We start from the raw sequence: 23,419 nt of genomic DNA, 5'->3' as shown, positions 1-23,419 counted from the left end.
CTAGTGGGGCAGTCAGGTATTTGAAACAACCAAGGAGAGAGACCAATGGCCGAGCGCTTTACCAAAAGCATGGCCAGGAACATATATCTGGGGGGAAGTACGTTCTTCGTCCTGTTGTTCCTGGCCCTGACTTTTGACACTCAGCTGCGAGCTATGCCCGAGCGGGATAACCGCGACCAACTGACCGAGCAGGTAGTCAGGGGCAAACACCTGTGGGAGAACAACAACTGTGTTGGCTGTCACTCCCTCATGGGCGAAGGTGCTTACTTCGCTCCGGAACTGGCTAACGTATTCGACCGCCGTGGCGGTGGTGATACCGAGGTCTTCAAGTCCTACATGAAAGCCTGGATGAACGCCATGCCCACCAATATCCCGGGCCGGCGCCAGATGCCTAACTTCAATCTGAGCGATTCCGAGATCGAAGACCTGGCCGCCTTCCTGGAGTGGACATCCAAGATCGACGACAACGGTTGGCCACCCAACATCGAAGGGTAAGGGAGCAGACATGAAATACGAATCTCAAAGGGTAGCAATGCCCTACTTCATCTTTGCCCTGATTCTGTTTGCCGGCCAGATTGTGTTCGGCCTGATTCTGGGTCTCCAATACGTTGTGGGCGATTTCCTGTTTCCGGAAATTCCCTTCAACGTTGCGCGGATGGTTCATACCAACCTGCTGATTGTCTGGCTGCTGTTCGGCTTTATGGGCGCAACCTACTACATGGTTCCGGAAGAAGCTCAAACTGAATTGCACAGCCCGCTGCTGGCGTGGATTCTGTTCTGGGTGTTCGCTGTAGCCGGCACCCTGACCATTCTGGGCTACCTGTTCGTGGACTACGCCACCCTGGCGGAGGTCACCATGAACAAGCTGCTGCCCACCATGGGGCGGGAGTTCCTCGAGCAGCCCACCATAACCAAGATCGGTATTGCCGTTGTGTGTGTTGGCTTCCTGTACAACATCATAATGACTGCCCTCAAGGGCCGTAAGACCGTCGTTAACATCATACTGATCACCGGCCTGATCGGCCTCGCAGTACTGTGGCTGTTCTCCTTCTACAACCCCAGCAACCTGGCTACCGACAAGTACTTCTGGTGGTTTGTGGTACACCTGTGGGTAGAAGGCGTGTGGGAACTGATCATGGGCGCTATCCTGGCCTATGTGCTGATCAAGCTCACCGGTGTGGACCGCGAAGTGATCGAGAAGTGGCTGTACGTGATCATTGCCATGGCACTGATCTCCGGCATCATCGGTACCGGGCACCACTTCTTCTGGATCGGGCCGCCTGAATACTGGCTGTGGCTGGGCTCTGTGTTCTCTGCCATCGAGCCTCTGCCGTTCTTTATGATGGTGGTGTTTGCCTTCAACATGATCAACCGTCGCCGCCGCAACCACCCCAACAAGGCCGCCATGCTGTGGGCCATGGGTACTACCGTGATGGCGTTCCTGGGTGCTGGCGTGTGGGGCTTCCTGCATACCCTGGCCCCGGTGAACTTCTACACCCACGGCAGCCAGATTACAGCGGCCCACGGCCACATGGCGTTCTACGGCGCCTACGTGATGATCGTGCTGACCATCATTTCCTACGCAGTGCCGATCATGCGTGGCCGTCCTTACGGCAACAGCAACACGGCGCAGATTGTGGAAATGTGGGGCTTCTGGCTGATGACCATCTCCATGGTGTTCATCACCCTGTTCCTGACCGGCGCCGGCGTACTGCAGGTTTGGCTGCAGCGTATTCCGGAAAGCGGTAGTGCCATGTCGTTCATGGCAGGCCAGGATCAGATTGCCCTGTTCTACTGGATGCGATTCGTAGCCGGTGCCTTCTTCATGGCCGGCCTGGTGGTTTACCTCGGCAGCTTCTTCATCAAAGGTCAGGCCAGCCCTGCCGAAGAAGTCCGTGGTCCCGCCACTGAAGATGCCTGATAAGGCATAACCGCCGGGGCCTCCGGGCCCCGGCACATTTCCGAAATTCTGGACAAGCCCTGTGCATGCGCAAACCGTCAACCCGAAAGACACCCTTCAGCAGAAGCGCCTGATTACCCGCAGCGCCTTCTTCCTGCTGTTCCTGCTTGCGCCTGTTCTCAATATTTTCCGTTACGACCTAACCGAAACCCGCTTCATCCTGCTGGGCTTCCCCCTGTCGTTTAACCTGAACCTGGACTGGGTTGCCCACAGCACCCCGGCCGAAGTAGCGGGCCAGATACTGTTCTGGTTCATTCTGCCCATCCTGGTACTGGTGCCACTGGTACTCTGGATTGCCTTCAAATGGGGCCGTCTGTATTGCGGCTGGCTGTGCCCGCATTTTTCCGTGGTAGAAACCATCAACGACCTGATGACCCGCGTTACCGGTCGCCCTACCCTGTGGGAAGCGCTGAAAAAAGGCAGCACCGGCAAGGCCATCCACTGGGCCGGCCTGACCCTGGTGTGCACGCTGATCGGTTTTTCCTGGGCACTGGCGCTGCTGTCTTACCTGCTGCCGCCTATCCCTCTGTATACCGACCTGGTCACCGGCCAACTCAGCCTGTACCCGGGCATTTTCCTGGCGGTAGCCACCGCGGTGTTTACCTTCGATTTTCTGTTCGCCCGGCACCTGTTCTGCAAATACGGCTGCGCCGTAGGCCTGGTGCAGAGCATCGCCTGGATGACCAACGGCAAGGGCCGGGTAGTGACCTTCGACACCAAGCGGGCCGCCGCCTGCCGGGATTGCACCAAGGCCTGCGACGAAGCCTGCCCCATGCGCCTGCCCACCCGCAGCCACAAGCGGGCAAAATTCAGCTGTACCCAGTGCCTGCAGTGCGTCAGCGCCTGCCGCGAGGTGCAGAAAGAAAACCCTGAAGGCTCCCTGCTGACCTGGGAGCCCGGCGAACCTGGCAAGCAGACGGTGCTGATTCCCGTGCGCCAGGTGGAATCTACCCCGCGCCAGACACGGGCCTGATACGAGGACACGAAATGGAAGAGTGGGTCGGACTTAAATGGCACGACTACGTAACCCGCCAGGCCATGGGCGAGTTCCCCGAGTACGCCGTGCACCTGAAAGACGAAGCCCGCACGCTGGGCGTGCTGTTCCGGGCCATGGGCGGCGATCCCGCCCTGAGCCTGGTGACGGCTGAACCCCGGCATTTCCAGATTCGCCGGAAGTTCCTGCAGAAGCTGGCCGGAACACACCGCAAGTTCGAACTGGCCTGGCGGGACGAAGAAAGCCTGCGCCTGCCAGACCGCCTGGCGCTGTTTCCCTCCCGCAAGGTGAACCGGGAGCTGTACCTGTGGCTTGGCGCCCTGGCCTCTCTGGGCGAGATTAACCACCACAGCTGGCTCAAAGGTAATCAGGCCATGGTGCAGCAGCTACTTGAGCGCTGGCCCGGCCTTGAGCCCATGTACCAGCGCCTGGTCAAACACACGCTGCGGTGGCGGCCTGCGCCGGAGAGCCTGCCAGGCACCGAAGGCAAGCGTGAAGCCGCCATTCGCCAGGCCCTGATTCACCCGGGCAGCGTAGACGACCTGCCGGACGCCCTGACCGATCCCTGGCCGGTGGTGCTCTGGCTGTATCCGGTACTGGGCCGTGGAAAACTCAAAGGTCAGATCATTGGCGACGACAACACCATGTCGAAATCCGGCGGCCTGGCCAAAAAACGGAAACGCCGCCGCGCCGAGCGGGTGGATGCCTTCGACAAAGATCAGGGGCTGATGCTGTTCCGGCTGGAAAGCCTGTTTTCCTGGTCTGAATTCATTCCCATCGACCGCGCCGGCGACGACAGCGAAGAGGAAGACGCCGACGCCGTGGCCGACGACATGGACATGATCTCCGTGTCCCAGGACCGCCGCGAAGCGTCTTCCGCCATCAAGTTTGACCTGGACCTGCCCTCGGAAGAAAACGACGACCTGCACCTGGGGCCGGGCATTCACCTGCCGGAATGGGACTGGCGCCGGCAGGACTACCGGGAAAAATTCTGCTGCCTGCAGCCCCTGCTGAGCAAAGACGCTGTGCCCTCGCCCTTGCCCGAGCACCTGAACCGCTCTGCCCAGACCCTGCGCCGCCAGTTCAGCGCCCTGAAGCCCCTGCGCCAGTGGGAGCGCCGGCAACTGGAAGGCGAAGAGCTGGACCTGGACGCCTGCCTGGAACGCATGGTGCAGCACAAACGCGGCATCGGCGAGGTAGACCAGAAACTCTTCCGCCAGTGCAAACAGAACCAGCGGGACCTGGCGTGCCTGGTGCTGACCGACATTTCCCTCTCTACCGACACCTACATCAACAACCACCAGCGGGTGATCGACATTGCCCGGGACGGCCTGCAACTGCTGAGCGAAGCACTCACCGCCAGCCGCGATCCGTTTGCACTGTTTGCCTTCTCGTCACGGCGACGGGACCACATCCGCTTCCACCACATCAAGAGCTTTGAAGAGCAATACAACGACACCACACGGGGCCGGATACAGGCCCTGGAGCCGGGCTACTACACCCGCATGGGCGCGGCCATCCGCCAGTCCATCAAACTGCTGCAGGCCCGCCCGGAACACCAGAAAATCCTGCTGCTGCTGACCGACGGCAAACCCAACGACCTGGACCTGTACGAAGGCCGCTATGGCGTGGAAGACACCCGCATGGCCGTGCAGGAGGCCCACAAAGCCGGGCTGACCCCGTTCTGCGTGACCATCGACGAAGAAGCCAACGAATACCTACCCTACGTATTCGGCAGCAGCAACTTCGTGGTCATCAAAGACCCGACCCAGCTGCCCGGCCAGCTACCCAAGCTGTACATGAACCTGACCCGTTAACGGAGACTGTAATGGCTGATGTTCAAGCCGCCCGCGGGCGGCACCTGCCCGGCGACATCGCCGTGTGGTTTTTCATCTTTGCCGAACTGGCCGTGTTCGCCATCCTGTTCATCGGCTACGGCGTAGCCCGAAGTATGGACCCGGCCACCTTCTCCGCTGGAAAGGCGGCCCTGCATCCCTGGACTGGCCTGGTCAACACCATCGGCCTGATCACCGCCAGCTACCTGGTCGCACTGTCCGTCCATCGCCTGCGCGACCGCAAAACCGGCACGGCTGCCCTGCTCTGGGCCGCCATCGCCGCGTCGTCCATCTACACCTTCGGCAAGCTCTACGAATACGCCGACCTCTACGCCAACGGCTACAACCTGGGCACCGACACCTTCTTCATGTTCTATTTCTTCCTCACCTTCTTCCACTTCATGCACGTGGTACTGGGCCAGATCATCCTCGTGGTTCTCGCGGTAAAGGTGAAAAAAGGCGACTACAACGGCGACGACATGAACGGCATGGAATCCGGCGCCTCCTACTGGCACATGGTCGACCTGGTGTGGCTGGTGCTGTTCCCGATGCTCTACGTTCTGGCCTGAGGAGACTTTCTGATGCTAGCGGTTTATATCGCCCTGATGATCTGCACCATGGCTCCTGTTGTGGCCATGCAGGCTGGCGCCGACATGTCGGTTCTGGTGTGGTTGGTGTTCGCCTTAGTAATCGTAAAAGCGGTCTTGCTGGTAGACCACTTCATGGAAATGAAACACGCTCCCTGGGGCTGGAGAATGGCCGCTCAAGGTTGGGCGATTGTGGTAGTTTCAGTTTTGGCTGGCATTCATCTGACAGGCTAAGTCCAGCCGCCGCGGAATCCAATGAGCCAGTTCAGCCGGCAGGGTCGGGTAGGGCCTTCCAAAAATTTGTGGAGCCATGGATGGCGGAACAGAAGCGCCACATGGATGTGCCGCAAGGAGCGGTTTTTGGAAGGCCCTACCCGACCCTGCCCAGCACCGAACCCGAACTTACAGCAGCCGCCGCGGAAAAGCAGGCGGCTTGTTGCCGATTGCCTGAGCCAGGGAAATCATGCCCCAAAGCACAAACGATGTGTGCAGTACGACGGCCCAGACGATTGCGTAGGTCCAGAACAACCCGGTGTTGCCGTAGATGAGCCAGCAAACGGCAACGCCGCCGCTGATCAGCATCGCGCCCAGTATGGACATATAGACTGCCGCCTTGCTGTGAGCCTTCCGTAAAGGATGACCACCACCGGATTTCATCGCAATTGTCAGCAACACAATGAAACCGATAACCGGCAACGCCAGCAGGTTCAGCAAGTACCAGATAACCGGGGCAATCGCCCCGGGAGATTCACTCTTCGGACTGCCCGAATACGGCATACACCACCTCCATCAGTGCGTTAACAGTGACCGCGTCATCCGATAGCGGTTCGATCATCCCGGCCCGGCAGGCTTCGATGTGGGGCATACCGGATGCGATCAGATAGGCCGTATGGATCAACAACCGCGTCGATGCTGCCTCCTCCAGATCGTGATCTTTCAGTTTACGCAACGACGTGGCCAGCCCCACCAACTGCTTTGCAAGATCCGTATCACAGCCGGATTCCTGTTGAACAATGGTCTGCTCCACATCCGGCGTCGGGTAATCGAAGCTCATGGATACAAACCGCTGCCGGGTACTGGGCTTCATGCCTTTCAGCAAGCTCTGGTAACCCGGGTTGTAGGACACCACCAGCATAAAGCCCGGAGCGGCTTTCAGCAGTTCGCCGGTGCGTTCGATGGGCAGTTCCCGGCGGTCATCCGCCAGCGGGTGCAGTACCACGGTGGTGTCTTTCCGTGCTTCCACTACTTCATCAAGGTAGCAGATTCCGCCTTCCCGCACCGCCCGGGTCAGGGGGCCGTCTTGCCAGTAGGTGCCGTCGGGGCCGATCAGGTGGCGGCCAACCAGGTCAGAGGCGGTAAGGTCGTCGTGGCAAGCCACGGTGTAGACCGGGCGACCGAGTTTTTCCGCCATATAGCGGACAAAGCGGGTTTTACCACAGCCGGTGGGGCCTTTGATCAGTACCGGCAGGCCGTTGTCTGCAGCGGCGGTGAACAGTTCCACTTCGTTGCCGGCGGGTTGGTAGAAGGTCATGTACAGGTTCCTTTTATTGCAGGGAATCGGGTGGGGCAAAGCCGTGCACCCATTCCGGGAAAAGATTGAATATCTGGCGATCGTCGCTGAGTTTCAGTTCAAGCAGTGCTTTCAGGCACGGCTGCAATCCTGGGTTCGTGGTGTCGGTGCCGGCATACCAGCCAGCACCCGAAACGGGTTCTCCCTGCCAGGTAATGGCCAGGCCCTGGGATTCCAGGAACGGCGTAACCAGCCCGAGTTCCGAGACCGCCGCATGGGTGTTGTTGTGCAGCAACAATCCCAGGGCAGAGCTGAAATCACCGGCCTCGTAACGCTGGCCCCGTTTCGGCGTTACGCCCTCGGCAGCCAGGGCCTCCAGTGCAAGCCGCCCGGAGAGCGGGTCGGTTCCTGCTACCAGGGATACGTCCCGCCCTTCCAGCTCCCCCAGCGTTCTCACACCGGCGGTTTTCCGGGTTACCCAGACCGGAACCGGATCCTGGCCATCGGCGTTGACGGCCCGGAGCTTGAGCCTGTCTGCCAGGCCATCCTGCCGGTACACCAGGTCACTCTCACTCTGACCTTCACCCTGCCCCTCACCCTCACTCTCACCGGCTTGATTGAACACCAGTTCTACCTTGCAGTTCTGCGTGTCGAGATAACGCTGCAGCCGGTAACTGGCGACGGTGACAGACCTGGCTTCAGTGTGAACTTCAAGCCGCACCGGTCCGGAAAACTGGCCGGCGCTGACGGCACTGGTGCAAAGCACGAACAGCCAACCGCCGGCGGTAACCCTCACCTCACAAGCCCAGCTGATGTGCCCGGTTGGTGAAGAAGATGCCCGACGGCTTTTGCGCCGGCAGGGTAGCGACTTCTTCCAGTGTGCGGGTGTTGTAGATGGTCACCCGGTCACTGTCCCGGGAAGATACCCACACTTCCTCACCGCGAGGGGTGAATTCCATGTGCAACACGGACTTGCCCGGCTCCAGGGTACGGATGATTTCCCGGGTGCGGGAATCAATCACCTGAACCACGTCGTTCTTCGGGTGCGCAAAGCTGACCCAGATCTGGCGGTTGTCCGGGCTGGCCATGACAAACACCGGCTGGCCCTGTACCGGAATGCGCTGCACCATGCTCCAGTCTTCCATATCGGCGACCAGTACCTCGTGGCGACCGACTGCCGGCACGAACGCGTAGCCATCGGCGATGGCCCAGCCTTCCAGGTGCGGCATCTTGTACACCGGCAAGCGCTGCTCGCCCTTGCCGTAATCCGGCAGGATAGTCTGCGCGCCCTGCTCCGGCTCCCACAGATCCATCATCGACAAGCCGTCTTCCCCGAACAGGCCGGCTATATAGAAGCGGCCGTCGGGTGTGATCAGGGCATCGTAGGGTTCTTTGCCGGCCTCATGGCGGGTCACACCCGGCGGATTGCTGTGCATATCCACGGTCCAGATTTCACCGGCCTCGAACAGGCTGAAGACAAACTGGTTGCCCGGGGCGTCTACCAGGCCCACGGTCTTGGACTGATCCTGCTCGCCCTGCGCAGTGGTGTAGAACGCTGGAATTTCCACCACGGTGTCCAGGGTTTCACTGTCGAAAATATTTACCCCGCCGGGCTCGTAGTTGGACACCGCCACATAACGGCCATCCTGGGAGATGGCTCCGCCAATGCTGTTGCCGGACTGAATAACGCGATCGGTCACCGTGCGGGTGAGCAGGTCAACCTTGGTGAGCCCACCGTCACGGCCAAACACATAGCCGTAGCGGGCATCTCGAGAGTACACCACGGAGGCGTGGGACAAATCGCCCAGACCTTCTACCCGGCCCAGGATTTCATGTTCGGAGTGGTCAACCACCAATACCGAGCCGGTTGCCCGTTCGATGATCAGGCCCAGGTCACCCGTGCCACGCAGTTCAACCGGCTCCGGCGCAGACAAGCTCTGGCAGCCGGCAGTCAGGGTAGCGGCGATGGTCAGTGCAATCGGTGCAAACAGACGTTTCATCGTGGGTCCTTCAGTTATCGGCTTCGGGGGGAATCGGATTCGGGAGCAATCAAGGCACCGGATTTGAGCTGCTGGCTGATCCAGGCAATTTGCTGGTCGGTCAGCAAGGCTTTCCAGGGTGGCATGGCCGTGCCCGGCACGCCTTCCCGGATGATGGCGGAAATCGCAGCTTCCGGCAGGGCTTCAATGTCTGCTGGCCGCAGGGGTGGTCCCAACCCGCCTTTGAGTTTCAGGCCGTGGCAGGAGCCACAATCCTGGATGACGAAGTTCTTCAGCTCGGCCTCGCTTTCGGGCGCGCCGGCCAGGGCCTGAACGGAGGTGATCGCCAGCGCCGTCGCCAGTACCAATGAGTGCCAGGAGCAGGCCTGACCGGTCGTTTTCATTGCGGGTCTCCGGGAAGCTTCAGCACATGCTGCAATTCCAATATTTCCATGGCATTGATATTGATTAAGTTCTCCTGCGGTATCCAGTGATCTTTGGTTATACGCCATCTACCCATGGGGAGGTACTCTCTTGATTACCTGTATTTATGTGACATAAATCAATGTCTGAGAAGCCCAACAAGAGAACCCTAGGACGTACTCTTGAATCCCAAGGAGAGAACCTGATGAGAGTAACCGATATGATGATCAAGCCACTGGCCTTCGCGGTGGCCATTACGTCCATGGGCGTGATGACTGCGCAGGCTGCCCCCAAGAATGGCGATGACGCAACCATGGCATACGAAGGCACCCCCAGTGCCGTTGATGCCGGTTCCGCACGAGTCGTCCGCACCCCCGGTGCCCCTGACCTGACCGACGCCGAGTTCGAACAGGCCAAGGAAATCTACTTCCAGCGCTGCGCCGGCTGTCACGGTGTACTGCGTAAAGGCGCCACCGGCAAGCCGCTGACCCCGGATATTACCCAGGAACGTGGCATCGACTACCTGAAGGCCTTTATCAGCTACGGCTCCCCGGCCGGTATGCCGAACTGGCTGACCTCTGGTGACTTCGACGAAGAAACCGTGGAACTGATGGCCAAGTACATCATGCACGAGCCGCCACAGCCTCCCGAGTTCAGCCTGGCTGACATGAAGAACACCTGGGAAGTGCTTGTTGCTCCGGAAGATCGTCCGAAGAAACAGATGAACGACCTGGACCTGGAAAACATCTTCAGCGTTACCCTGCGTGACGCCGGTAAGATTGCCCTGATTGACGGCGATTCCAAGGAAGTCGTGAAGATCATCGAAACCGGCTACGCGGTGCACATCTCCCGGATGTCTGCCTCTGGCCGTTACGTGATGGTTATCGGCCGTGACGCCCTGATCAACATGATCGACCTGTGGATGGAAGAGCCGCAAACCGTAGCCAAGATCAAGGTTGGTATGGAAGCGCGTTCTGTCGAGACCTCCAAGTACAAAGGCTGGGAAGACAAGTACGCCATTGCCGGCACCTACTGGCCGCCCCAGTTCGTGATCATGGACGGCGACACCCTGGAGCCGAAGAAAATCGTGAGCACCCGTGGCATGACCGTGAGCAACCAGGAATACCATCCTGAGCCGCGTGTTGCCGCCATTGTGGCGTCCCACGCGCATCCGGAGTTCATCGTCAACGTCAAAGAGACCGGCAAGATCCTGCTGGCCAACTACGAAGACCTGGACAACATGAACATCACCACCATCGATGCGGCTGAGTACCTGCACGATGGTGGCTGGGATGCCAGCATGCGTTACTTCCTGACCGCCGCCAACAACTCCAACAAGATTGCCGTTGTTGACGCCCAGGACCGTAATCTGGAAGCCCTGGTCGACGTAGGCAAGATCCCGCACCCAGGTCGTGGCGCCAACTTTGTTGACCCCGAGCATGGTCCGGTCTGGGCAACCTCTCACCTGGGTGACCAAACCATCCAGATGATCGGTACCGACCCGGAAGGTCATCCGGACAAGGCCTGGAAAGTGGTTCGCACGGTTGATGGCCAGGGTGGCGGTTCACTGTTCGTGAAGACCCATCCGAAGTCCACCAACCTGTGGGTAGACACCGCCCTGAACCCGGCTGAAGCTGTGAGCCAGAGCATTGCCGTCTTCGACATCAACAACTTTGATGCCGGCTACGAAGTGCTGCCGATTGCCGAGTGGGCTGACCTGGGCGAAGGCCCCAAGCGTGTGGTCCAGCCGGAATACAACAAAGCGGGTGACGAAGTCTGGTTCTCTGTGTGGAACACTTCAGACAAGAATTCCGCCATTGTTGTGGTTGACGACAAGACACGTGAGCTGAAGAAGGTCATCAAGGGCGACTACATGGTTACCCCGACCGGTAAGTTCAACACTTACAACACCCAGCACGACGTGTACTGATCCGGCCCCTGGCCCGGAGGAGATAACCTGATGAGACTGGACACCGTCGACCAACAACTGATCAACCACTACCAGCGCAACCTGCCGATATGTGAGCGCCCTTACCGCGAGATGGCCGACACACTGGGCATTTCCGAGGACGAAGTGATCAGCCGGCTGGCGGTGCTCCAGCAACAACAGGTACTCAGCCGGGTTGGCCCGGTGTTTGAACACAGCCAGGCGGGCGCAAGCCTGCTGGCTGCCGTGGCGGCGCCGGTCGAGCAGATCGACCTGGTGGCCGCACGGATCAACAGCGCTCCCGGCGTAAACCATAATTACGCGCGGGAGCACCTATACAATCTCTGGTTCGTGATGACCGCCCCGGATGAAGACACCCTGGATGAGCGGCTGGACGAGCTGGAACATCAACTGAAGTTGCCCATACTCCGGCTGCCCATGGTTGAGGGTTACCATATTGACCTGGGCTTCGACATCGACTGGGACGCACTACCATGAACCACCCAGCGCCACACTCGGACCGCCACAACGGCAGCTATCTGTTTGATACCGAGGCCTTCAGTGCCTGGGGCCTGCTGAGGCTCCGCCAGAAACTGGAAGAAGGCCTGCCCTTAACACCCCGCCCGTACCTGGCGCTGGCCGAACAAACCGGCCTGACCGAGCAACAGGTTATGGACGCCGTCCGCCACTGGCAGGATCAGGGCCTGATCAAGCGTTCCGGCCTGATCGTGAAGCACCGCACCCTGGGTTACAGGGCCAACGCCATGGTGGTGTGGGATGTGCCCGACGAGCAGGTGAGTGAACTTGGCCGCGCACTGGCTGCCGTACCCTTTGTAACCCTGTGCTACCAGCGCCCCCGCAGACTGCCCGACTGGCCCTACAACCTGTTCTGCATGATTCACGGCGTTAACCGGGAGCGGGTACTGGGCCAGCTGGACCAGATGATTGCCAGCCACCACCTTGAACAGATTCCCCACGCAGTTCTGTTCAGCAACAAAGCCTATCTTCAACGGGGAGGACGCTATGTCAGTAACAGCTGAGCCTGCTGCCCGCCGGGAGTCACCAGACGTAGCCCCTGCCTTTACCGATACTGAAAAAGCCATCATCAACCGCCTGCAATACGGCCTGCCGCTGACCCCGAACCCGTACCGGGACGTTGCCGAAGAACTGGGCATCAGTGAGCAGACCTTGCTGGATACCCTGCAAGCCCTGCTTGCCAATCGCACCCTGACCCGTTTCGGCCCAATGTTCCACGCCGGTGAAATGGGAGGCGGCCTGACCCTGGCCGCCATGCGCATTCCCGAGCAGGACTTTGACCGGGTAACCGAACAGGTAAACAGCTTTGCAGAGGTGGCCCACAATTACCGCCGGGAACACGAACTGAACATGTGGTTTGTCCTGGCCACAGAAACCCCGGAAGGCATTGCCGAAACCATCGGGCGCATTGAAGCGCTGACCGGCTACCCGGTATACAACATGCCCAAGGAGCAGGAGTTTCATGTCAACCTCCACTTTGAAGTCTGAGCAGGCCCGGCTCACCGACCAGGACCGGGAACTGATCCTCGCTACCCAGGAAGGCCTGCCACTGGTATCCGATCCCTGGGGCGAACTGGGTCGTCAGCTCGGCATGCCGGCAGACGAAGTGCTGTCCCGCTTTCAACACATGCAGGAAACCGGCGTTATCCGCCGCGTGGCTGCCGTACCCGACCACTATAAGCTGGGCTATCGCTACAACGGCATGACCGTGTGGGATGTCTCTGACGACGCCATCAGCACCATGGGCCAGCAAGTTGGTGACCTGCCGTTCGTCAGCCACTGCTACCGTCGCCCCCGGCACCTGCCCTATTGGAGCTTCAACCTGTTTGCCATGGTGCACGGCACCAGTCGTGAAGAGGTGGAGCACAAGGCCGCACAGATTCGTGAACTGCTGGGCGACACCTGCTCCGGCCACACTATCCTGTACAGCTCTGCCATCCTCAAAAAAACCGGATTGCGGCTGAGAAAACAGGCAGATAAGCCATAGGGACTACCCCTCGAAGTACTCCATGAAAGGTATGGATACCCAGCGCCCACGGGGGGATAGTACAAGGGCAGAGAGCCGGTAAAGGCCAGCCCGGAGAGGCAACCAGGCCACTCCCGATGAGAGAGAGAATTTTATGTTTCGCATGACCCGCTACATCAAAACCCTGATGAACCCGACACCCGTCCGCCCGGTGCCCAAGCCCAGTGGCCCGGTGGTGATCTGGAACCTCATCCGCCGCTGTAACCTGACCTGCAAACACTGCTACTCGATCTCTGCCGATATCGACTTCAAGGGCGAGCTGAGCACTGAAGAAGTCTACACCGTGATGGACGACCTCAAAGCCTACGGCGTGCCGGTACTGATCCTGTCTGGCGGTGAGCCGCTGATGCGCCCGGACATTTACGAGATTTCCCACCGGGCCAAGGAAATGGGCTTTTACGTTGGCCTGTCTACCAACGGCACCCTGATCACCGAAGAAAACATCGACAAGATTGCCGCGGTTGGCTACGACTACGTGGGTATCAGCATTGACGGCCTGGAGGCCACCCACGACGAATTCCGCCAGAAAAAAGGCGCCTTCCGGGAATCCATGCACGCCGTGGCCCTGTGCAAACAGGCCGGCATCAAGGTGGGCCTGCGCTTCACCCTGACCCAGGACAACTACCCGGAACTGCCGGCCATGCTGGAGATGCTGGACGAGCACCAGATCGACAAGTTCTACCTGTCGCACCTGAACTACTCCGGCCGCGGCGGCCGCAACAAGAAGCGCGACGCCTGGTACGACATGACCCGCGACGCCATGAACCTGCTGTTCAACCACTGCCACGACGAACTCAAGCGCGGCATCGAGCGGGAATACGTCACCGGTAACAACGACGCCGACGGCCCCTTCCTGATCGAGTGGGCCAAGGAACACTACCCGGACCAGGTAGATGCCCTCACCCAGCGGCTGACCAACTGGGGCGGTAACTCCTCCGGTGTGAACATTTCCAACATCGACAACCTGGGCGTGGTGCACCCGGACACCTTCTGGTGGGATCACAACCTGGGCAACGTGCGGCAGACCCCGTTCTCGAAGATATGGTCTGAAACCACCGACCCGCTGATGCAGGGCTTCCGCCAGCATCCGCGCCCGGTGAAAGGCCGCTGCGCGGACTGCAAATACCTGAACATCTGTAACGGCAACACCCGGGTGCGGGCCTACAACGTGTCTGGCGACTTCTGGGAAGAAGACCCCGGCTGCTACCTCACCAACGAGGAAATCGGCGTGGTGGAAAGCACACCGCGCAGAGTGGCCGCCGCCGCTATCGAAATCCCGGTCAACAACCTGTAAGGACGCACGCCATGACAACTAACCAAAGCAAGAAGTGCCTGGTGGAGTTCCAGCTGGCGGAGCAACCCTTACGGCCGGGCGAAGTGGCCATCGTGGGCGCAGGCCCCGGCGACCCGGGCCTGCTGACCCTACGGGCCCTGATGCTGATCCAGCAGGCCGATGCCATTGTCTACGACCGCCTGGTATCGCCACAGATTATGGAACTGGTGAACCCCAGGGCCGAGCGCATTCACGTGGGCAAGGCCAGCGGTTGCCACTATGTGCCCCAGGATGAGACCAACGAACTGCTGGTGAAACTGGCCGTACAACAACGCCGGGTTGTGCGCCTGAAAGGCGGCGACCCGTACATCTTCGGCCGTGGTGGTGAAGAAGCCGAATTCCTGGTAGAGAACGACATCGACTTCCAGGTGGTGCCGGGGATTACCTCCGCCGCCGGTTGCTCTGCCTACTGCGGCATCCCCCTGACGCACCGGGACTACGCCCAGAGCGTGACCTTCGTAACCGGCCACCGCAAGGGCGACCAGGCCCTGGAGCTGAACTGGCAGGTGCTGGCCGCGCCAGGTCAAACCCGTGTGTTCTACATGGGCCTGCACAACGCCCCGACCATCGTCGAGCAGCTGACCGCCCATGGCCTGTCCGAGAATTGCCCGGTGGCACTGGTAGAGCGCGGTACCACACCGCTGCAGCACATGACTGTCACCACCCTGAAAGACCTGGTCGACACCATTGAACGGGAAGATTTCCAGCCGCCCACACTGATCATTGTGGGTGAAGTGGTGCAACTGGCCGACACCCTGGCCCGCCCGGCGCAAGCTGGCTGGAACAGTGCCTTGTCCGGCCCGGCTGCTGCCACCGCTGGCCGCCGGCCGGCCTGAACCGAAACCTGACTGACCAACCGGGAGCTGTTGCAGGTGAACCTGACCCAAGCCCGAACAAAGATTATCTCCACCCTGTTACTGGCCAGCAGCGTGATGGCCACCCCTTTGCTGGCCAGTGAATCCGGCGAAACCGGAACAAACACCCTGTACCTGCAGCAATGCGCCGCCTGCCACGGCCCCGACCGCCTTGGCGGCATGGGCCCCGCCCTGCTGCCGGAAAACCTCGGGCGACTGAAAAAGGCCGAGGCCGAAAAGGTCATCCGCGAAGGCCGCCCAGCCACCCAGATGGCGGGCTACAAAGACATCCTGAACGACCAGCAGATCGCCGCCCTGACCGACTTCATCTATCAGCCTCCGAGCCACGAGCTGAAGTGGGGCGAGGCCGAAATCCGCAACAGCCAGGAAGTCAGCCATGCTGCCGGCTCCCTGCCGGATGAACCGGCGTTCGAAGCGGACATGATGAACCTGTTCCTGGTGGTAGAAATCGGCGACCACCACATCACCCTGCTGGATGGCGACAAGATGGAGCCCATCCACCGGTTCCCCAGCCGCTTTGCCCTGCACGGCGGCCCCAAATACAGCCCGGACGGCCGCTACGTTTACTTTGGCTCCCGGGATGGCTGGATTACCAAGTACGACATCTACAACCTGAAAGTGGTGGCTGAGGTTCGCGCCGGCATCAACATGCGTAACATTGCCGTATCCGCCGATGGCAACTACGTGCTGGCCGCCAACTACCTGCCCCACTCCATGGTGCTGTTCGACGCCGCCAACCTGGAAATGCTTGATTTCATCCCGGTTGAGAACGATGCCGGCGAAAGCTCCCGGGTGAGCGCCGTGTATACCGCACCACCCAGAAGCAGCTTCATCGCGGCATTGAAAGACATCCCCGAAGCCTGGGAAATCACCGTCGAGAATCAGAAAGCAAAACTGCGCCGGATGACCACCGACACCCTGCTGGACGACTTCTTCTTCGACCCCGGTTACCAGCACCTGATCGGCGCCGCCCGCGACGGCAAGCATGGCGTGGTGATCGATCTGGACACCGGCAAAACCACCGCGGAACTGCCGCTACCCGGCATGCCCCATCTGGGCTCCGGTATTACCTGGGAATACGAAGGCCGCCGGGTGATGGCTACCCCGCACTTCCGGGCCGGCGCCATTTCCATCATCGACATGGATACCTGGGAAGTGATCAAGACCCTGGAAACCGAGGGCCCGGGGTTCTTCATGCGCAGCCACGAGAATTCCCGCTATGCCTGGGCAGATGTGTTTTTCGGCCCCAACGCCGACAAGGTGCACATTATCGATAAGCAGACCCTGGAGATCGTCAAGACCCTGCAGCCTGAGCCGGGTAAGGTAGCCGCCCATGTGGAGTTTGACCGCCATGGCGAGAAGCTGCTGCTGAGCATCTGGGACGACGACGGTGCCATCATTGTTTACGACGCGGATACGCTGGAAGAAGAAAAACGCATTCCGATGAAGAAACCCTCCGGCAAGTACAATGTCTGGAACAAGATCAACTACGAGGAAGGCACCAGCCACTGACAGGTTCTGAAGAAATAGCCCCTTCACATATCCAGAACGGCCGTATGAGCTGATGATGGCGAGCCTGGAAGGCCACTGCGCTGCTCTGGGCCGCTTGTGCGGGACCTCCTCCCAAAACTGTGCGGAGCCAGGGATGGCGAAGCCCAAGCGCCACATGGATGTGCCGCAGGAGCGTGTTTTGGGAGGAGGTCCCGCACAAGTGGCCTTCCCCACAAGCCGCCCTCCGGCACCGAGTAATCGTTATCGACTAAGTCAAATATCTTTAATCATTTAAGTCATTTCAGATGTTTGTTTTTTTGGTAGCATAATTGACCTACGCCAATGCAGCGAAGGTTTGTTATGAACAGCAGTTTCCGACCACCGATGGCATCCGCACCCTGCCTGCTGGGTGAAGACCACCCGGACATTATTCACCACGACGCGGCACCCGCCGAAGTTGCCCTGCTGAACGGCCTGAGCCGCGCCTTTGGCATTTGCCTGAACGAAAAGCAAAACAGCCCGGAAGCACGGTTTCTGAGCGATATCGCCCGCCTGTTCCATCAACGCAGGATAGACGCAGAAACACCCCTGGAAAAACACGACCGGCCCTGGGCTAACGTGTATCTGATCCAGTACGGCGTTTTGCGCCTGTTCCGGGAATCATCTGCCGGCAAGGTCGCGATTCATCACTTCTTTACCGAAGGCGATCTGATCTGGCCGGTATTCGGGCGCAGCAGAACGGTGCGTAATACCCTGTGCCTGACCAGCGTGCTGCCGGCCACAGTCTGGGTGGCGGATTTCAGCGCTTTCCGTTCGGCAATCCAGAACCATGGCGACGGGCTCTGGCATAAGTTCGCACTGGTGCTGACCGAGGAGATTGCGGAGCTGACCAGCATGCGGGAATACCGCAAACACACCATGCCGGCCAAGGAGCGCTACCAATTGCTGCTCGATGAGTACCCGGAACTGGTCAAACGGGTGCCGGACAATCAGCTGGCCTCCTGGCTGGGTGTGGTGCCCGCCACTTATTCCAGGTTAAAGGCTGCCAGTACGAAAGCCGGCAGGCGGACATAAAAAAGGCGGTGGACTTTTCAGCCCGCCGCCCAAACCTGAGTCAACGCTTGCTACTTCGAAATCAGCCGTGCAGCTTCACTGCCAGTTCTGCAACATGCTTGCCCTGGAAGCGGGCAATGGCCAATTCTTTCTCACTGGGCTGGCGGGAACCGTCACCGCCGGCGATGGTCGAGGCGCCGTAAGGCGTGCCGCCATTCACTTCAGAGATATCAAAGAACTCCGGAATTCCATAGCCCAGAGGTACCAGCACCATGCCGTGGTGGGCCAGGGTGGTCCAGAATGAGGTAATGGTCTGCTCCTGACCGGCGCCTGTTCCGGTTGAAGTGAACACGCTACCCACTTTCCCGTGCAGCTTGCCCTCAGCCCACAGGCCACCGGTCTGGTCGAGGAAGGTGCGCATCTGGCCGGCCATGTTGCCGAAGCGGGTCGGCGTGCCGAAGATGATGGCATCGTAGTCTACCAGTTCAGCCGGGCTGGCTACCGGAGCATCTTGCTCGGCCTTGCCACCAGCGCTCAGGAACGCCTGGTCGGCCATGGTTTCCGGCACTCGCTTGACCACTACATCGGCACCCTCAACGCCCTTTGCGCCTTCGGCAATGGTGTTTGCCATGGTTTCGATATGGCCGTACATGGAATAGTAAAGAACAAGAACTTTTGCCATCGGAACAATCCCCTTTGGTTGTTTCAAACTTGGTACTAGCGTAACTGCCCGACGCAAAAGACGAAAACGGAAGATTTCCGGCAGATCGTTCAGTTTTTCTGAACATGGTCACAGGATGGTCATGGCAAACACTTGCGTACACATGTACGCTGAACTGCATTATACTTTTAGCGAACACAGGCCAGCGCGGATGACAGCAAGCATGAACCACCCAGACGATTCGTTGCCATCTATTCACCTGCGGGTAGAAGAGTGGATCAACAGCGCAACCCACGGCCTTGGCGCCATTCTGAGTGTTATCGGAACCATTGCCCTGATTGCCGGTGCAAGCCAGATGGGAGACACCTGGAAGATTGTCAGCTTCAGCGTATTCGGTGCCTCACTGATCCTGCTGTACATGGCCTCTGCGCTGTACCACGGTGCTCGCCGGCCGGAGTTAAAATCCCTTTTCAAGACCCTGGACCACTGTGCCATTTTCCTGCTGATCGCCGGCACCTACACACCGTTCCTGCTGGTGAATATGCGCGGCACCACCGGATGGACGCTGTTTGCTGTGATCTGGTCGCTGGCCCTGACCGGTGTGGTACTGAAAGTCATCTTCAAGAACCGCTTCAAGCTGGCGCGGGTGGGCATCTACGTTGCCATGGGCTGGCTGATTACCTTTGCCTCGTCTGACCTGGTCGCCAGCCTCAGCGAAACCGCGCTGCACCTGACCATTGCCGGCGGCATTGTGTATACCGCCGGCGTGGCGTTCTACCTGGCGGATCGCATTCCCTACATGCATGCGGTCTGGCACCTGTTCGTGATCGGCGGCAGCGCCTGCCATTTCAGCGCCATCTATTTTGGCGTGCTGCCCTACACGGTATAAACTCCGGTTCTGGCCCCGGTAATCTGCGGGGCCTTCCAACCGGAACCCATACCGAGGTCTGTTCAACGTGGCTGGCAAGCCCCTGCACGTATTCTGGCTGTTCTTTCCCGCTGCCGCCTTATGGGCTGCCCTGGTTGTTCCCCTGTCCCTGTTCGCCGTATTGTCTGGCACCGGCTGGCCGCCGGGGCTGATTGGCGCGGGCCATGGCCACGAACTGGTTTTCGGCTTTGCCCTGGCATTGATTGCCGGCTACACCCTTGGCCCCCAGCCCTGGCGAATACTCGGCCCCCTGTTCGGGCTTTGGCTTGCGGCCCGTGTCAGCTGGCTGCTGGCACCGGACTGGCTGCTTAGCCAGCTGTTAAGCCCGGCCTTTGCGCTGTTGCTGGCACGGTACGTGGTGCCCCGCTTCCAGGCCGCCAAGAAGTGGCGCAACAAGGTTGCCGGTCCACTAATCCTGGTGCTCTGCCTGATGGCCCTGGTCTACTTCCTGGTGCGAGCAGGCCTTCCCTTCCCCGATACCCGTATTCTTCTGCACACCGCCATCATCGGTTTGCTGTTGCTGATGACGTTTATGGGCGGGCGCATCATCGCGCCGGCGGTGGCCGGCACCCTGGAGAAGAAAGGCATACCGCTGGAAGCCCGGGTTCAGCCGTTAATTGAAGGCTGGTTACTGGCGATTCTGCCCCTCGCCATGGTGTGCATTCTGTTTACCGCTACTGAAAAACTGGCTGGCCTGCTGTTACTGGCCGCTAGCCTGCTGATTATCGTTCGGGTGGCCCGCTGGAAACTCTGGCACTGTACCGACCGCCCGGACCTGCTGGTGCTGGCCATCGGTTATCTCTGGCTGGCCGCCGGGGCGGCGGTTACCGGCGTGCACCTGGTTACCGGCCACGCCCTGTTGCCCGCGTTGCACGTGATTGCCGTTGGCGCACTGGGCACCCTGTCTTGCAGTGTGATGTTGCGCCTGGCCTGGCAGCGGGCCTGCCGGCGCTTCCCGCCAGCGTGGCAGGTTCTGGCTATTGCGGTACTTACTGCACTCGCCAGTATCTGCCGGTACCTGGCAGGCCCTGTGCCTTTCAGCGAGCCTGCCTTGCTCTGGCTGGCGGCCGGCGCCTGGAGCCTGGCCTATCTAGGCCTGTTCGCTCAACTACTGCACCTGTACTCCGCGTTCACCAAGAAAGGAAAGGCCAACAATGGCTAAATGGCTGGTAAAGACCGAACCCTCCGAAGAATGGCAGCTGATTGTTCGGCTGATGGATTAAACCGCCGTCACAGAGCTACCACCCGCTGCTCCGGGTGATTAGAATTGCCGCGCCAACCTAATCCGGAGCCTGAACGATGTCTGTGGACATAACTCCCACAAGTAGTTTTGATCAACTGAAGCGCATTGAATCGAGCAAGGTGTTTCAGGGCGTTGTGATTGCCATCATCATTCTCTCGGCCCTGACCATCGGCGCAAAAACCTACGAACTCCCGCCGCTGATTGAACAGACCCTGACCGTTCTGGATAACGCCATCACGCTGTTCTTCCTGGTGGAAATCCTGTTTCGCTTCGCCGCCTGCCCGGTCAAGCGCCAGTTCCTGATGGACGGCTGGAACCTGTTCGACACCCTGGTAGTGATCGGCAGCCTGATCCCGCTGGACAACTCCGAGGCGGTGCTTCTGGGCCGTTTGCTGCGGGTCTTCCGGGTGCTGCGACTGGTGTCCGTAGTGCCGGAACTGCGCTTTCTGATCAATTCCCTGCTCAAAGCCATTCCGCGCATGGGCTACATCGCCCTGCTGATGTTCATCATCTTTTACATCTATGCCGCCATGGGCTCAATGTTCTTTGCCAGTGTGGACGAAGAACTCTGGGGCGATGTGGCCATCTCGATGCTCACCCTGTTCCGGGTCGCCACCTTCGAGGACTGGACCGACGTGATGTACGCCACCATGGAGGCCTATCCCATGAGCTGGATCTACTACCTGACGTTTATCTTCCTGACGGCCTTTGTATTCCTGAACATGATGATTGGGGCGATTCTGGAGGTGATGAGCGAGGAACAAAATGCCAAGCAGGCCCAGAAAGCCCACGACGAACGGGATGAAATTGCCCGTCAGCTCCAGGCTGTCCAGGAACAGCTGAAGGAACTGACGAAGCAGGTCAGCGAGAAACGCTGACTCAGAACGGCTTGGCCATGGCCAGGTGGAAGATGGCGCTGACCATAATCAGGGCAAGTACCGCAGCGGTAATCCGGGCGGGCTTGCCCAGAGTGACCTTCAGTGCAAACACTCCGGCCACGATGTAGCCGACCAGCAGAACAACCTTGGCAATCAGCCAGCCCGGCATGGCCGAGGCATAGCCCACCACAAACAGCAGGGAAATCGCCGCCACCAGCAAAATGGTGTCATTGATGTGGGGAATGAACCGCAGCGGTGTCTGGCGCCAGCCCGGCCGGCCTACCGCATCCAGCAGCAACCGCAGCGCAAAGAGTGTGATAGTAAGGTAGGCTGTGGTCATGTGCAGGTGCTTCAGGATCGTGTACGACATGGAAGTTCCTTCGGTTACAAGAGATTTGCGGCCATTGTACGCAAACTACCCCCAAGCAGGTATGGTTAATACAGGCACGCAGATTTAACATATACCTGAAATATATGTATTTGGGAGATCTCCATGCAGGCCATACCCACCTCCGCTGACCAGGCACCCGCCAGCGTCAGCCAGTTATTTTCCTATCCGTTCCGGATTTTCTTCCTGTCCATGACGGTACTGACCCTTGTGGCCATACCGGTCTGGGTTCTGGAAGTAACCGGCGTTCTGCAGTTGCCACTGGCCATGCCTGCCCTGTTCTGGCACCAGCATGAAATGCTGTTCGGGTTTTTGTCGGCGGCCATTGCCGGCTTTCTGCTGACCGCCGTCTGTGTATGGACGCAAACAGAACGCACCCACGGCCTTCCCCTGGCGCTGCTCTGGGGCGTCTGGCTGGCCGGTCGCCTGCTGCTGGCCCTGGGTGGAAACCTGCCCGACTGGATAGTTCAGGGCGTTAACCTGGCTTTTCTGCCACTGGTGATGATCGATGCCGGATGGCGAGTATGGCATGCGCGCCAGAAACGCCAGGCCATGATTATGGTCGTTCTGGGCCTGCTGTGGCTGATGCAGATCGGCTTCCTTACCCGGCTGGATATGTCCTTTAGCTACGGCGCGCTGATTATGGCCCTGGCGCTGATCAGCATCATCGGCGGCCGCATCACACCGGCGTTCACTGCCGGCTGGCTGCGCCAGCGCGGTGGCAACGCCGAGGCGGTAAAAATGATTCCGGGGCTGGATATGGCCGCCCTGTTTTCGATGATCCTGCTGATGGCATCCCTGGTAACCGGCTGGAAAACCCTGGCGGCCGTAATCGCCGTGGTTGCCGCCGCGCTGATGCTGGTTCGCCTGTATAACTGGAAAGGCTGGCTGGCGCGCTCCGAGCCGCTGCTGTGGATCCTGCACCTGTCTATTCTCTGGGTACCGGTCGCGCTGTTGCTGCTGGCAGGCTCGCTGGTTGCAGACTGGCCCTCCAACGCCTGGAGCCACGCAGCAGGCGCAGGTGCTGTCGGTTGCCTGATTCTGGGCGTGATTGCCCGGGTCTCCCTTGGCCATACCGGCCGGCCGTTGAAACTTCCGAAGGGCATGGTGCTGGCGTTCGTCGCCATTCAGCTGGCGGCGGTTATCCGGGTGCTCACCGCATTGAGCATCATCCCGTGGCACCCGGGCATTGGCACCAGCACCCTGTTATGGATGATCGCCTACGGACTGTTCCTGGTGCGCTATGCCGGGGTACTGGCACGGCCCAGGGCAGACGGTCGGGAAGGCTGAGC

General features: G+C 59.7%; 26 protein-coding genes. 19 read left to right on the top strand and 7 right to left on the bottom strand.

What is annotated here, in order from left to right:
- Positions 1-45: 45 nt before the first annotated feature.
- The 6 genes from LWH94_RS03915 (at position 46) to LWH94_RS03890 (ending at position 5,610) form a co-directional block, all read left to right on the top strand.
- Complete coding sequence (locus LWH94_RS03915; RefSeq protein WP_232901311.1) at positions 46-495, top strand: c-type cytochrome; 450 nt, start codon at positions 46-48, stop codon at positions 493-495.
- 10 nt (positions 496-505) lie between these two features.
- Entirely contained in the window at positions 506-1,921 is a 1,416-nt protein-coding gene (locus LWH94_RS03910) for a cbb3-type cytochrome c oxidase subunit I (protein WP_232901310.1), read from the top strand.
- A gap of 61 nt (positions 1,922-1,982) precedes the next feature.
- Positions 1,983-2,933 carry a 4Fe-4S binding protein gene (locus LWH94_RS03905; RefSeq protein ID WP_232901309.1) on the top strand — a complete coding sequence of 317 codons (951 nt, stop codon included), beginning with the start codon at positions 1,983-1,985 and terminating at the stop codon, positions 2,931-2,933.
- Positions 2,934-2,947: 14 nt separating this feature from the next.
- Positions 2,948-4,771, top strand: coding sequence for a nitric oxide reductase activation protein NorD (locus LWH94_RS03900; RefSeq protein ID WP_232901308.1), 1,824 nt, complete (start codon positions 2,948-2,950; stop codon positions 4,769-4,771).
- Between the two features lie 11 nt (positions 4,772-4,782).
- On the top strand, positions 4,783-5,358 hold the full coding sequence (locus tag LWH94_RS03895; RefSeq protein ID WP_058341714.1) for a cytochrome c oxidase subunit 3: 576 nt from the start codon (positions 4,783-4,785) through the stop codon (positions 5,356-5,358).
- Between the two features lie 12 nt (positions 5,359-5,370).
- Positions 5,371-5,610: a cytochrome C oxidase subunit IV family protein gene (locus LWH94_RS03890; protein WP_199456576.1), complete on the top strand. Its 240-nt coding sequence runs from the start codon at positions 5,371-5,373 to the stop codon at positions 5,608-5,610.
- Between the two features lie 168 nt (positions 5,611-5,778).
- Here LWH94_RS03890 and LWH94_RS03885 read toward each other — a convergent pair whose 3' ends face one another.
- The 5 genes from LWH94_RS03885 to LWH94_RS03865 are packed head-to-tail and all read right to left on the bottom strand — an operon-like array spanning position 5,779 to position 9,269.
- A complete protein-coding gene (locus tag LWH94_RS03885; RefSeq protein WP_232901307.1) occupies positions 5,779-6,090 on the bottom strand; it encodes a hypothetical protein in 312 nt (103 codons plus the stop codon).
- 34 nt (positions 6,091-6,124) lie between these two features.
- Positions 6,125-6,907: a CbbQ/NirQ/NorQ/GpvN family protein gene (locus LWH94_RS03880; protein ID WP_058341717.1), complete on the bottom strand. Its 783-nt coding sequence runs from the start codon at positions 6,905-6,907 to the stop codon at positions 6,125-6,127.
- Positions 6,908-6,920: 13 nt separating this feature from the next.
- The gene (locus LWH94_RS03875) at positions 6,921-7,682 is read right to left on the bottom strand and encodes a phosphate/phosphite/phosphonate ABC transporter substrate-binding protein (RefSeq protein WP_232901306.1); all 762 of its coding nucleotides are present in this window, start codon (positions 7,680-7,682) and stop codon (positions 6,921-6,923) included.
- A gap of 1 nt (position 7,683) precedes the next feature.
- Complete coding sequence (locus LWH94_RS03870) at positions 7,684-8,886, bottom strand: cytochrome D1 domain-containing protein (protein ID WP_232901305.1); 1,203 nt, start codon at positions 8,884-8,886, stop codon at positions 7,684-7,686.
- 14 nt (positions 8,887-8,900) lie between these two features.
- Complete coding sequence (locus LWH94_RS03865) at positions 8,901-9,269, bottom strand: c-type cytochrome (protein WP_094623693.1); 369 nt, start codon at positions 9,267-9,269, stop codon at positions 8,901-8,903.
- A gap of 281 nt (positions 9,270-9,550) precedes the next feature.
- Here LWH94_RS03865 and LWH94_RS03860 point away from each other — a divergent pair, with 281 nt between their 5' ends.
- The 9 genes from LWH94_RS03860 to LWH94_RS03820 all read left to right on the top strand — a co-directional run bounded on the left by LWH94_RS03860 (position 9,551) and on the right by LWH94_RS03820 (position 18,050).
- Complete coding sequence (locus tag LWH94_RS03860; RefSeq protein WP_416225924.1) at positions 9,551-11,218, top strand: cytochrome D1 domain-containing protein; 1,668 nt, start codon at positions 9,551-9,553, stop codon at positions 11,216-11,218.
- Between the two features lie 30 nt (positions 11,219-11,248).
- A complete protein-coding gene (locus tag LWH94_RS03855) occupies positions 11,249-11,713 on the top strand; it encodes an Lrp/AsnC family transcriptional regulator (protein ID WP_232901304.1) in 465 nt (154 codons plus the stop codon).
- Positions 11,710-12,255: a siroheme decarboxylase subunit beta gene (gene ahbB, locus LWH94_RS03850; protein WP_232901303.1), complete on the top strand. Its 546-nt coding sequence runs from the start codon at positions 11,710-11,712 to the stop codon at positions 12,253-12,255. Before LWH94_RS03855 ends, ahbB (LWH94_RS03850) begins: the two co-directional genes overlap by 4 nt.
- Positions 12,239-12,739, top strand: a complete 501-nt coding sequence (locus LWH94_RS03845) for an Lrp/AsnC family transcriptional regulator (protein ID WP_232901302.1) — start codon at positions 12,239-12,241, stop codon at positions 12,737-12,739. Before ahbB (LWH94_RS03850) ends, LWH94_RS03845 begins: the two co-directional genes overlap by 17 nt.
- Complete coding sequence (ahbB, locus tag LWH94_RS03840) at positions 12,714-13,238, top strand: siroheme decarboxylase subunit beta (protein WP_058341722.1); 525 nt, start codon at positions 12,714-12,716, stop codon at positions 13,236-13,238. The genes LWH94_RS03845 and ahbB (LWH94_RS03840) overlap by 26 nt, the downstream gene beginning before the upstream one ends.
- 133 nt (positions 13,239-13,371) lie before the next feature.
- A complete protein-coding gene (nirJ, locus tag LWH94_RS03835) occupies positions 13,372-14,571 on the top strand; it encodes a heme d1 biosynthesis radical SAM protein NirJ (protein ID WP_232901301.1) in 1,200 nt (399 codons plus the stop codon).
- Positions 14,572-14,582: 11 nt separating this feature from the next.
- Positions 14,583-15,446 carry a uroporphyrinogen-III C-methyltransferase gene (gene cobA / locus LWH94_RS03830; RefSeq protein ID WP_058341724.1) on the top strand — a complete coding sequence of 288 codons (864 nt, stop codon included), beginning with the start codon at positions 14,583-14,585 and terminating at the stop codon, positions 15,444-15,446.
- A gap of 96 nt (positions 15,447-15,542) precedes the next feature.
- Positions 15,543-16,997 carry a cytochrome D1 domain-containing protein gene (locus LWH94_RS03825; RefSeq protein ID WP_232901394.1) on the top strand — a complete coding sequence of 485 codons (1,455 nt, stop codon included), beginning with the start codon at positions 15,543-15,545 and terminating at the stop codon, positions 16,995-16,997.
- 339 nt (positions 16,998-17,336) lie between these two features.
- A complete protein-coding gene (locus LWH94_RS03820; protein ID WP_232901300.1) occupies positions 17,337-18,050 on the top strand; it encodes a Crp/Fnr family transcriptional regulator in 714 nt (237 codons plus the stop codon).
- A 61-nt stretch (positions 18,051-18,111) separates the two neighbouring features.
- Here LWH94_RS03820 and wrbA read toward each other — a convergent pair whose 3' ends face one another.
- Positions 18,112-18,711 (bottom strand): NAD(P)H:quinone oxidoreductase, encoded by a 600-nt coding sequence (wrbA, locus tag LWH94_RS03815; protein ID WP_232901299.1) that lies wholly within the window; start codon positions 18,709-18,711, stop codon positions 18,112-18,114.
- 190 nt (positions 18,712-18,901) lie between these two features.
- On the opposite strand from wrbA, the gene trhA reads away from it, so the two are divergent.
- From trhA to LWH94_RS03800, 3 genes are all read left to right on the top strand, one after another.
- A complete protein-coding gene (trhA, locus tag LWH94_RS03810) occupies positions 18,902-19,579 on the top strand; it encodes a PAQR family membrane homeostasis protein TrhA (RefSeq protein WP_058341727.1) in 678 nt (225 codons plus the stop codon).
- 67 nt (positions 19,580-19,646) lie between these two features.
- Positions 19,647-20,780: an NnrS family protein gene (locus LWH94_RS03805; RefSeq protein ID WP_232901298.1), complete on the top strand. Its 1,134-nt coding sequence runs from the start codon at positions 19,647-19,649 to the stop codon at positions 20,778-20,780.
- Between the two features lie 137 nt (positions 20,781-20,917).
- Positions 20,918-21,739, top strand: a complete 822-nt coding sequence (locus LWH94_RS03800) for an ion transporter (protein ID WP_232901297.1) — start codon at positions 20,918-20,920, stop codon at positions 21,737-21,739.
- A 1-nt stretch (position 21,740) separates the two neighbouring features.
- Here LWH94_RS03800 and LWH94_RS03795 read toward each other — a convergent pair whose 3' ends face one another.
- Positions 21,741-22,109 carry a SirB2 family protein gene (locus tag LWH94_RS03795; RefSeq protein WP_232901296.1) on the bottom strand — a complete coding sequence of 123 codons (369 nt, stop codon included), beginning with the start codon at positions 22,107-22,109 and terminating at the stop codon, positions 21,741-21,743.
- A gap of 123 nt (positions 22,110-22,232) precedes the next feature.
- On the opposite strand from LWH94_RS03795, the gene LWH94_RS03790 reads away from it, so the two are divergent.
- The gene (locus LWH94_RS03790) at positions 22,233-23,417 is read left to right on the top strand and encodes an NnrS family protein (RefSeq protein ID WP_232901295.1); all 1,185 of its coding nucleotides are present in this window, start codon (positions 22,233-22,235) and stop codon (positions 23,415-23,417) included.
- The last annotated feature ends 2 nt before the right edge of the window (positions 23,418-23,419 follow it).

Source organism: Marinobacter sp. G11 (assembly GCF_021282325.1).
Classification (GTDB): domain Bacteria; phylum Pseudomonadota; class Gammaproteobacteria; order Pseudomonadales; family Oleiphilaceae; genus Marinobacter; species Marinobacter vinifirmus.
This window is presented reverse-complemented; position numbering and strand designations above follow the sequence as displayed.

Bases quoted from the DNA above. Each gene is read 5' to 3' on its own strand.
- LWH94_RS03915 (WP_232901311.1), top strand. From the start codon at position 46: ATGGCCGAGCGCTTTACCAAAAGCATGGCCAGGAACATATATCTGGGG.
- LWH94_RS03910 (WP_232901310.1), top strand. From the start codon at position 506: ATGAAATACGAATCTCAAAGGGTAGCAATGCCCTACTTCATCTTTGCC.
- LWH94_RS03900 (WP_232901308.1), top strand. From the start codon at position 2,948: ATGGAAGAGTGGGTCGGACTTAAATGGCACGACTACGTAACCCGCCAG.
- LWH94_RS03895 (WP_058341714.1), top strand. From the start codon at position 4,783: ATGGCTGATGTTCAAGCCGCCCGCGGGCGGCACCTGCCCGGCGACATC.
- LWH94_RS03890 (WP_199456576.1), top strand. From the start codon at position 5,371: ATGCTAGCGGTTTATATCGCCCTGATGATCTGCACCATGGCTCCTGTT.
- LWH94_RS03880 (WP_058341717.1), bottom strand. From the start codon at position 6,907: ATGACCTTCTACCAACCCGCCGGCAACGAAGTGGAACTGTTCACCGCC.
- LWH94_RS03870 (WP_232901305.1), bottom strand. From the start codon at position 8,886: ATGAAACGTCTGTTTGCACCGATTGCACTGACCATCGCCGCTACCCTG.
- LWH94_RS03865 (WP_094623693.1), bottom strand. From the start codon at position 9,269: ATGAAAACGACCGGTCAGGCCTGCTCCTGGCACTCATTGGTACTGGCG.
- LWH94_RS03860 (WP_416225924.1), top strand. From the start codon at position 9,551: ATGGGCGTGATGACTGCGCAGGCTGCCCCCAAGAATGGCGATGACGCA.
- LWH94_RS03855 (WP_232901304.1), top strand. From the start codon at position 11,249: ATGAGACTGGACACCGTCGACCAACAACTGATCAACCACTACCAGCGC.
- ahbB (WP_232901303.1), top strand. From the start codon at position 11,710: ATGAACCACCCAGCGCCACACTCGGACCGCCACAACGGCAGCTATCTG.
- LWH94_RS03845 (WP_232901302.1), top strand. From the start codon at position 12,239: ATGTCAGTAACAGCTGAGCCTGCTGCCCGCCGGGAGTCACCAGACGTA.
- ahbB (WP_058341722.1), top strand. From the start codon at position 12,714: ATGTCAACCTCCACTTTGAAGTCTGAGCAGGCCCGGCTCACCGACCAG.
- nirJ (WP_232901301.1), top strand. From the start codon at position 13,372: ATGTTTCGCATGACCCGCTACATCAAAACCCTGATGAACCCGACACCC.
- cobA (WP_058341724.1), top strand. From the start codon at position 14,583: ATGACAACTAACCAAAGCAAGAAGTGCCTGGTGGAGTTCCAGCTGGCG.
- LWH94_RS03825 (WP_232901394.1), top strand. From the start codon at position 15,543: ATGGCCACCCCTTTGCTGGCCAGTGAATCCGGCGAAACCGGAACAAAC.
- LWH94_RS03820 (WP_232901300.1), top strand. From the start codon at position 17,337: ATGAACAGCAGTTTCCGACCACCGATGGCATCCGCACCCTGCCTGCTG.
- wrbA (WP_232901299.1), bottom strand. From the start codon at position 18,711: ATGGCAAAAGTTCTTGTTCTTTACTATTCCATGTACGGCCATATCGAA.
- trhA (WP_058341727.1), top strand. From the start codon at position 18,902: ATGACAGCAAGCATGAACCACCCAGACGATTCGTTGCCATCTATTCAC.
- LWH94_RS03800 (WP_232901297.1), top strand. From the start codon at position 20,918: ATGTCTGTGGACATAACTCCCACAAGTAGTTTTGATCAACTGAAGCGC.
- LWH94_RS03795 (WP_232901296.1), bottom strand. From the start codon at position 22,109: ATGTCGTACACGATCCTGAAGCACCTGCACATGACCACAGCCTACCTT.
- LWH94_RS03790 (WP_232901295.1), top strand. From the start codon at position 22,233: ATGCAGGCCATACCCACCTCCGCTGACCAGGCACCCGCCAGCGTCAGC.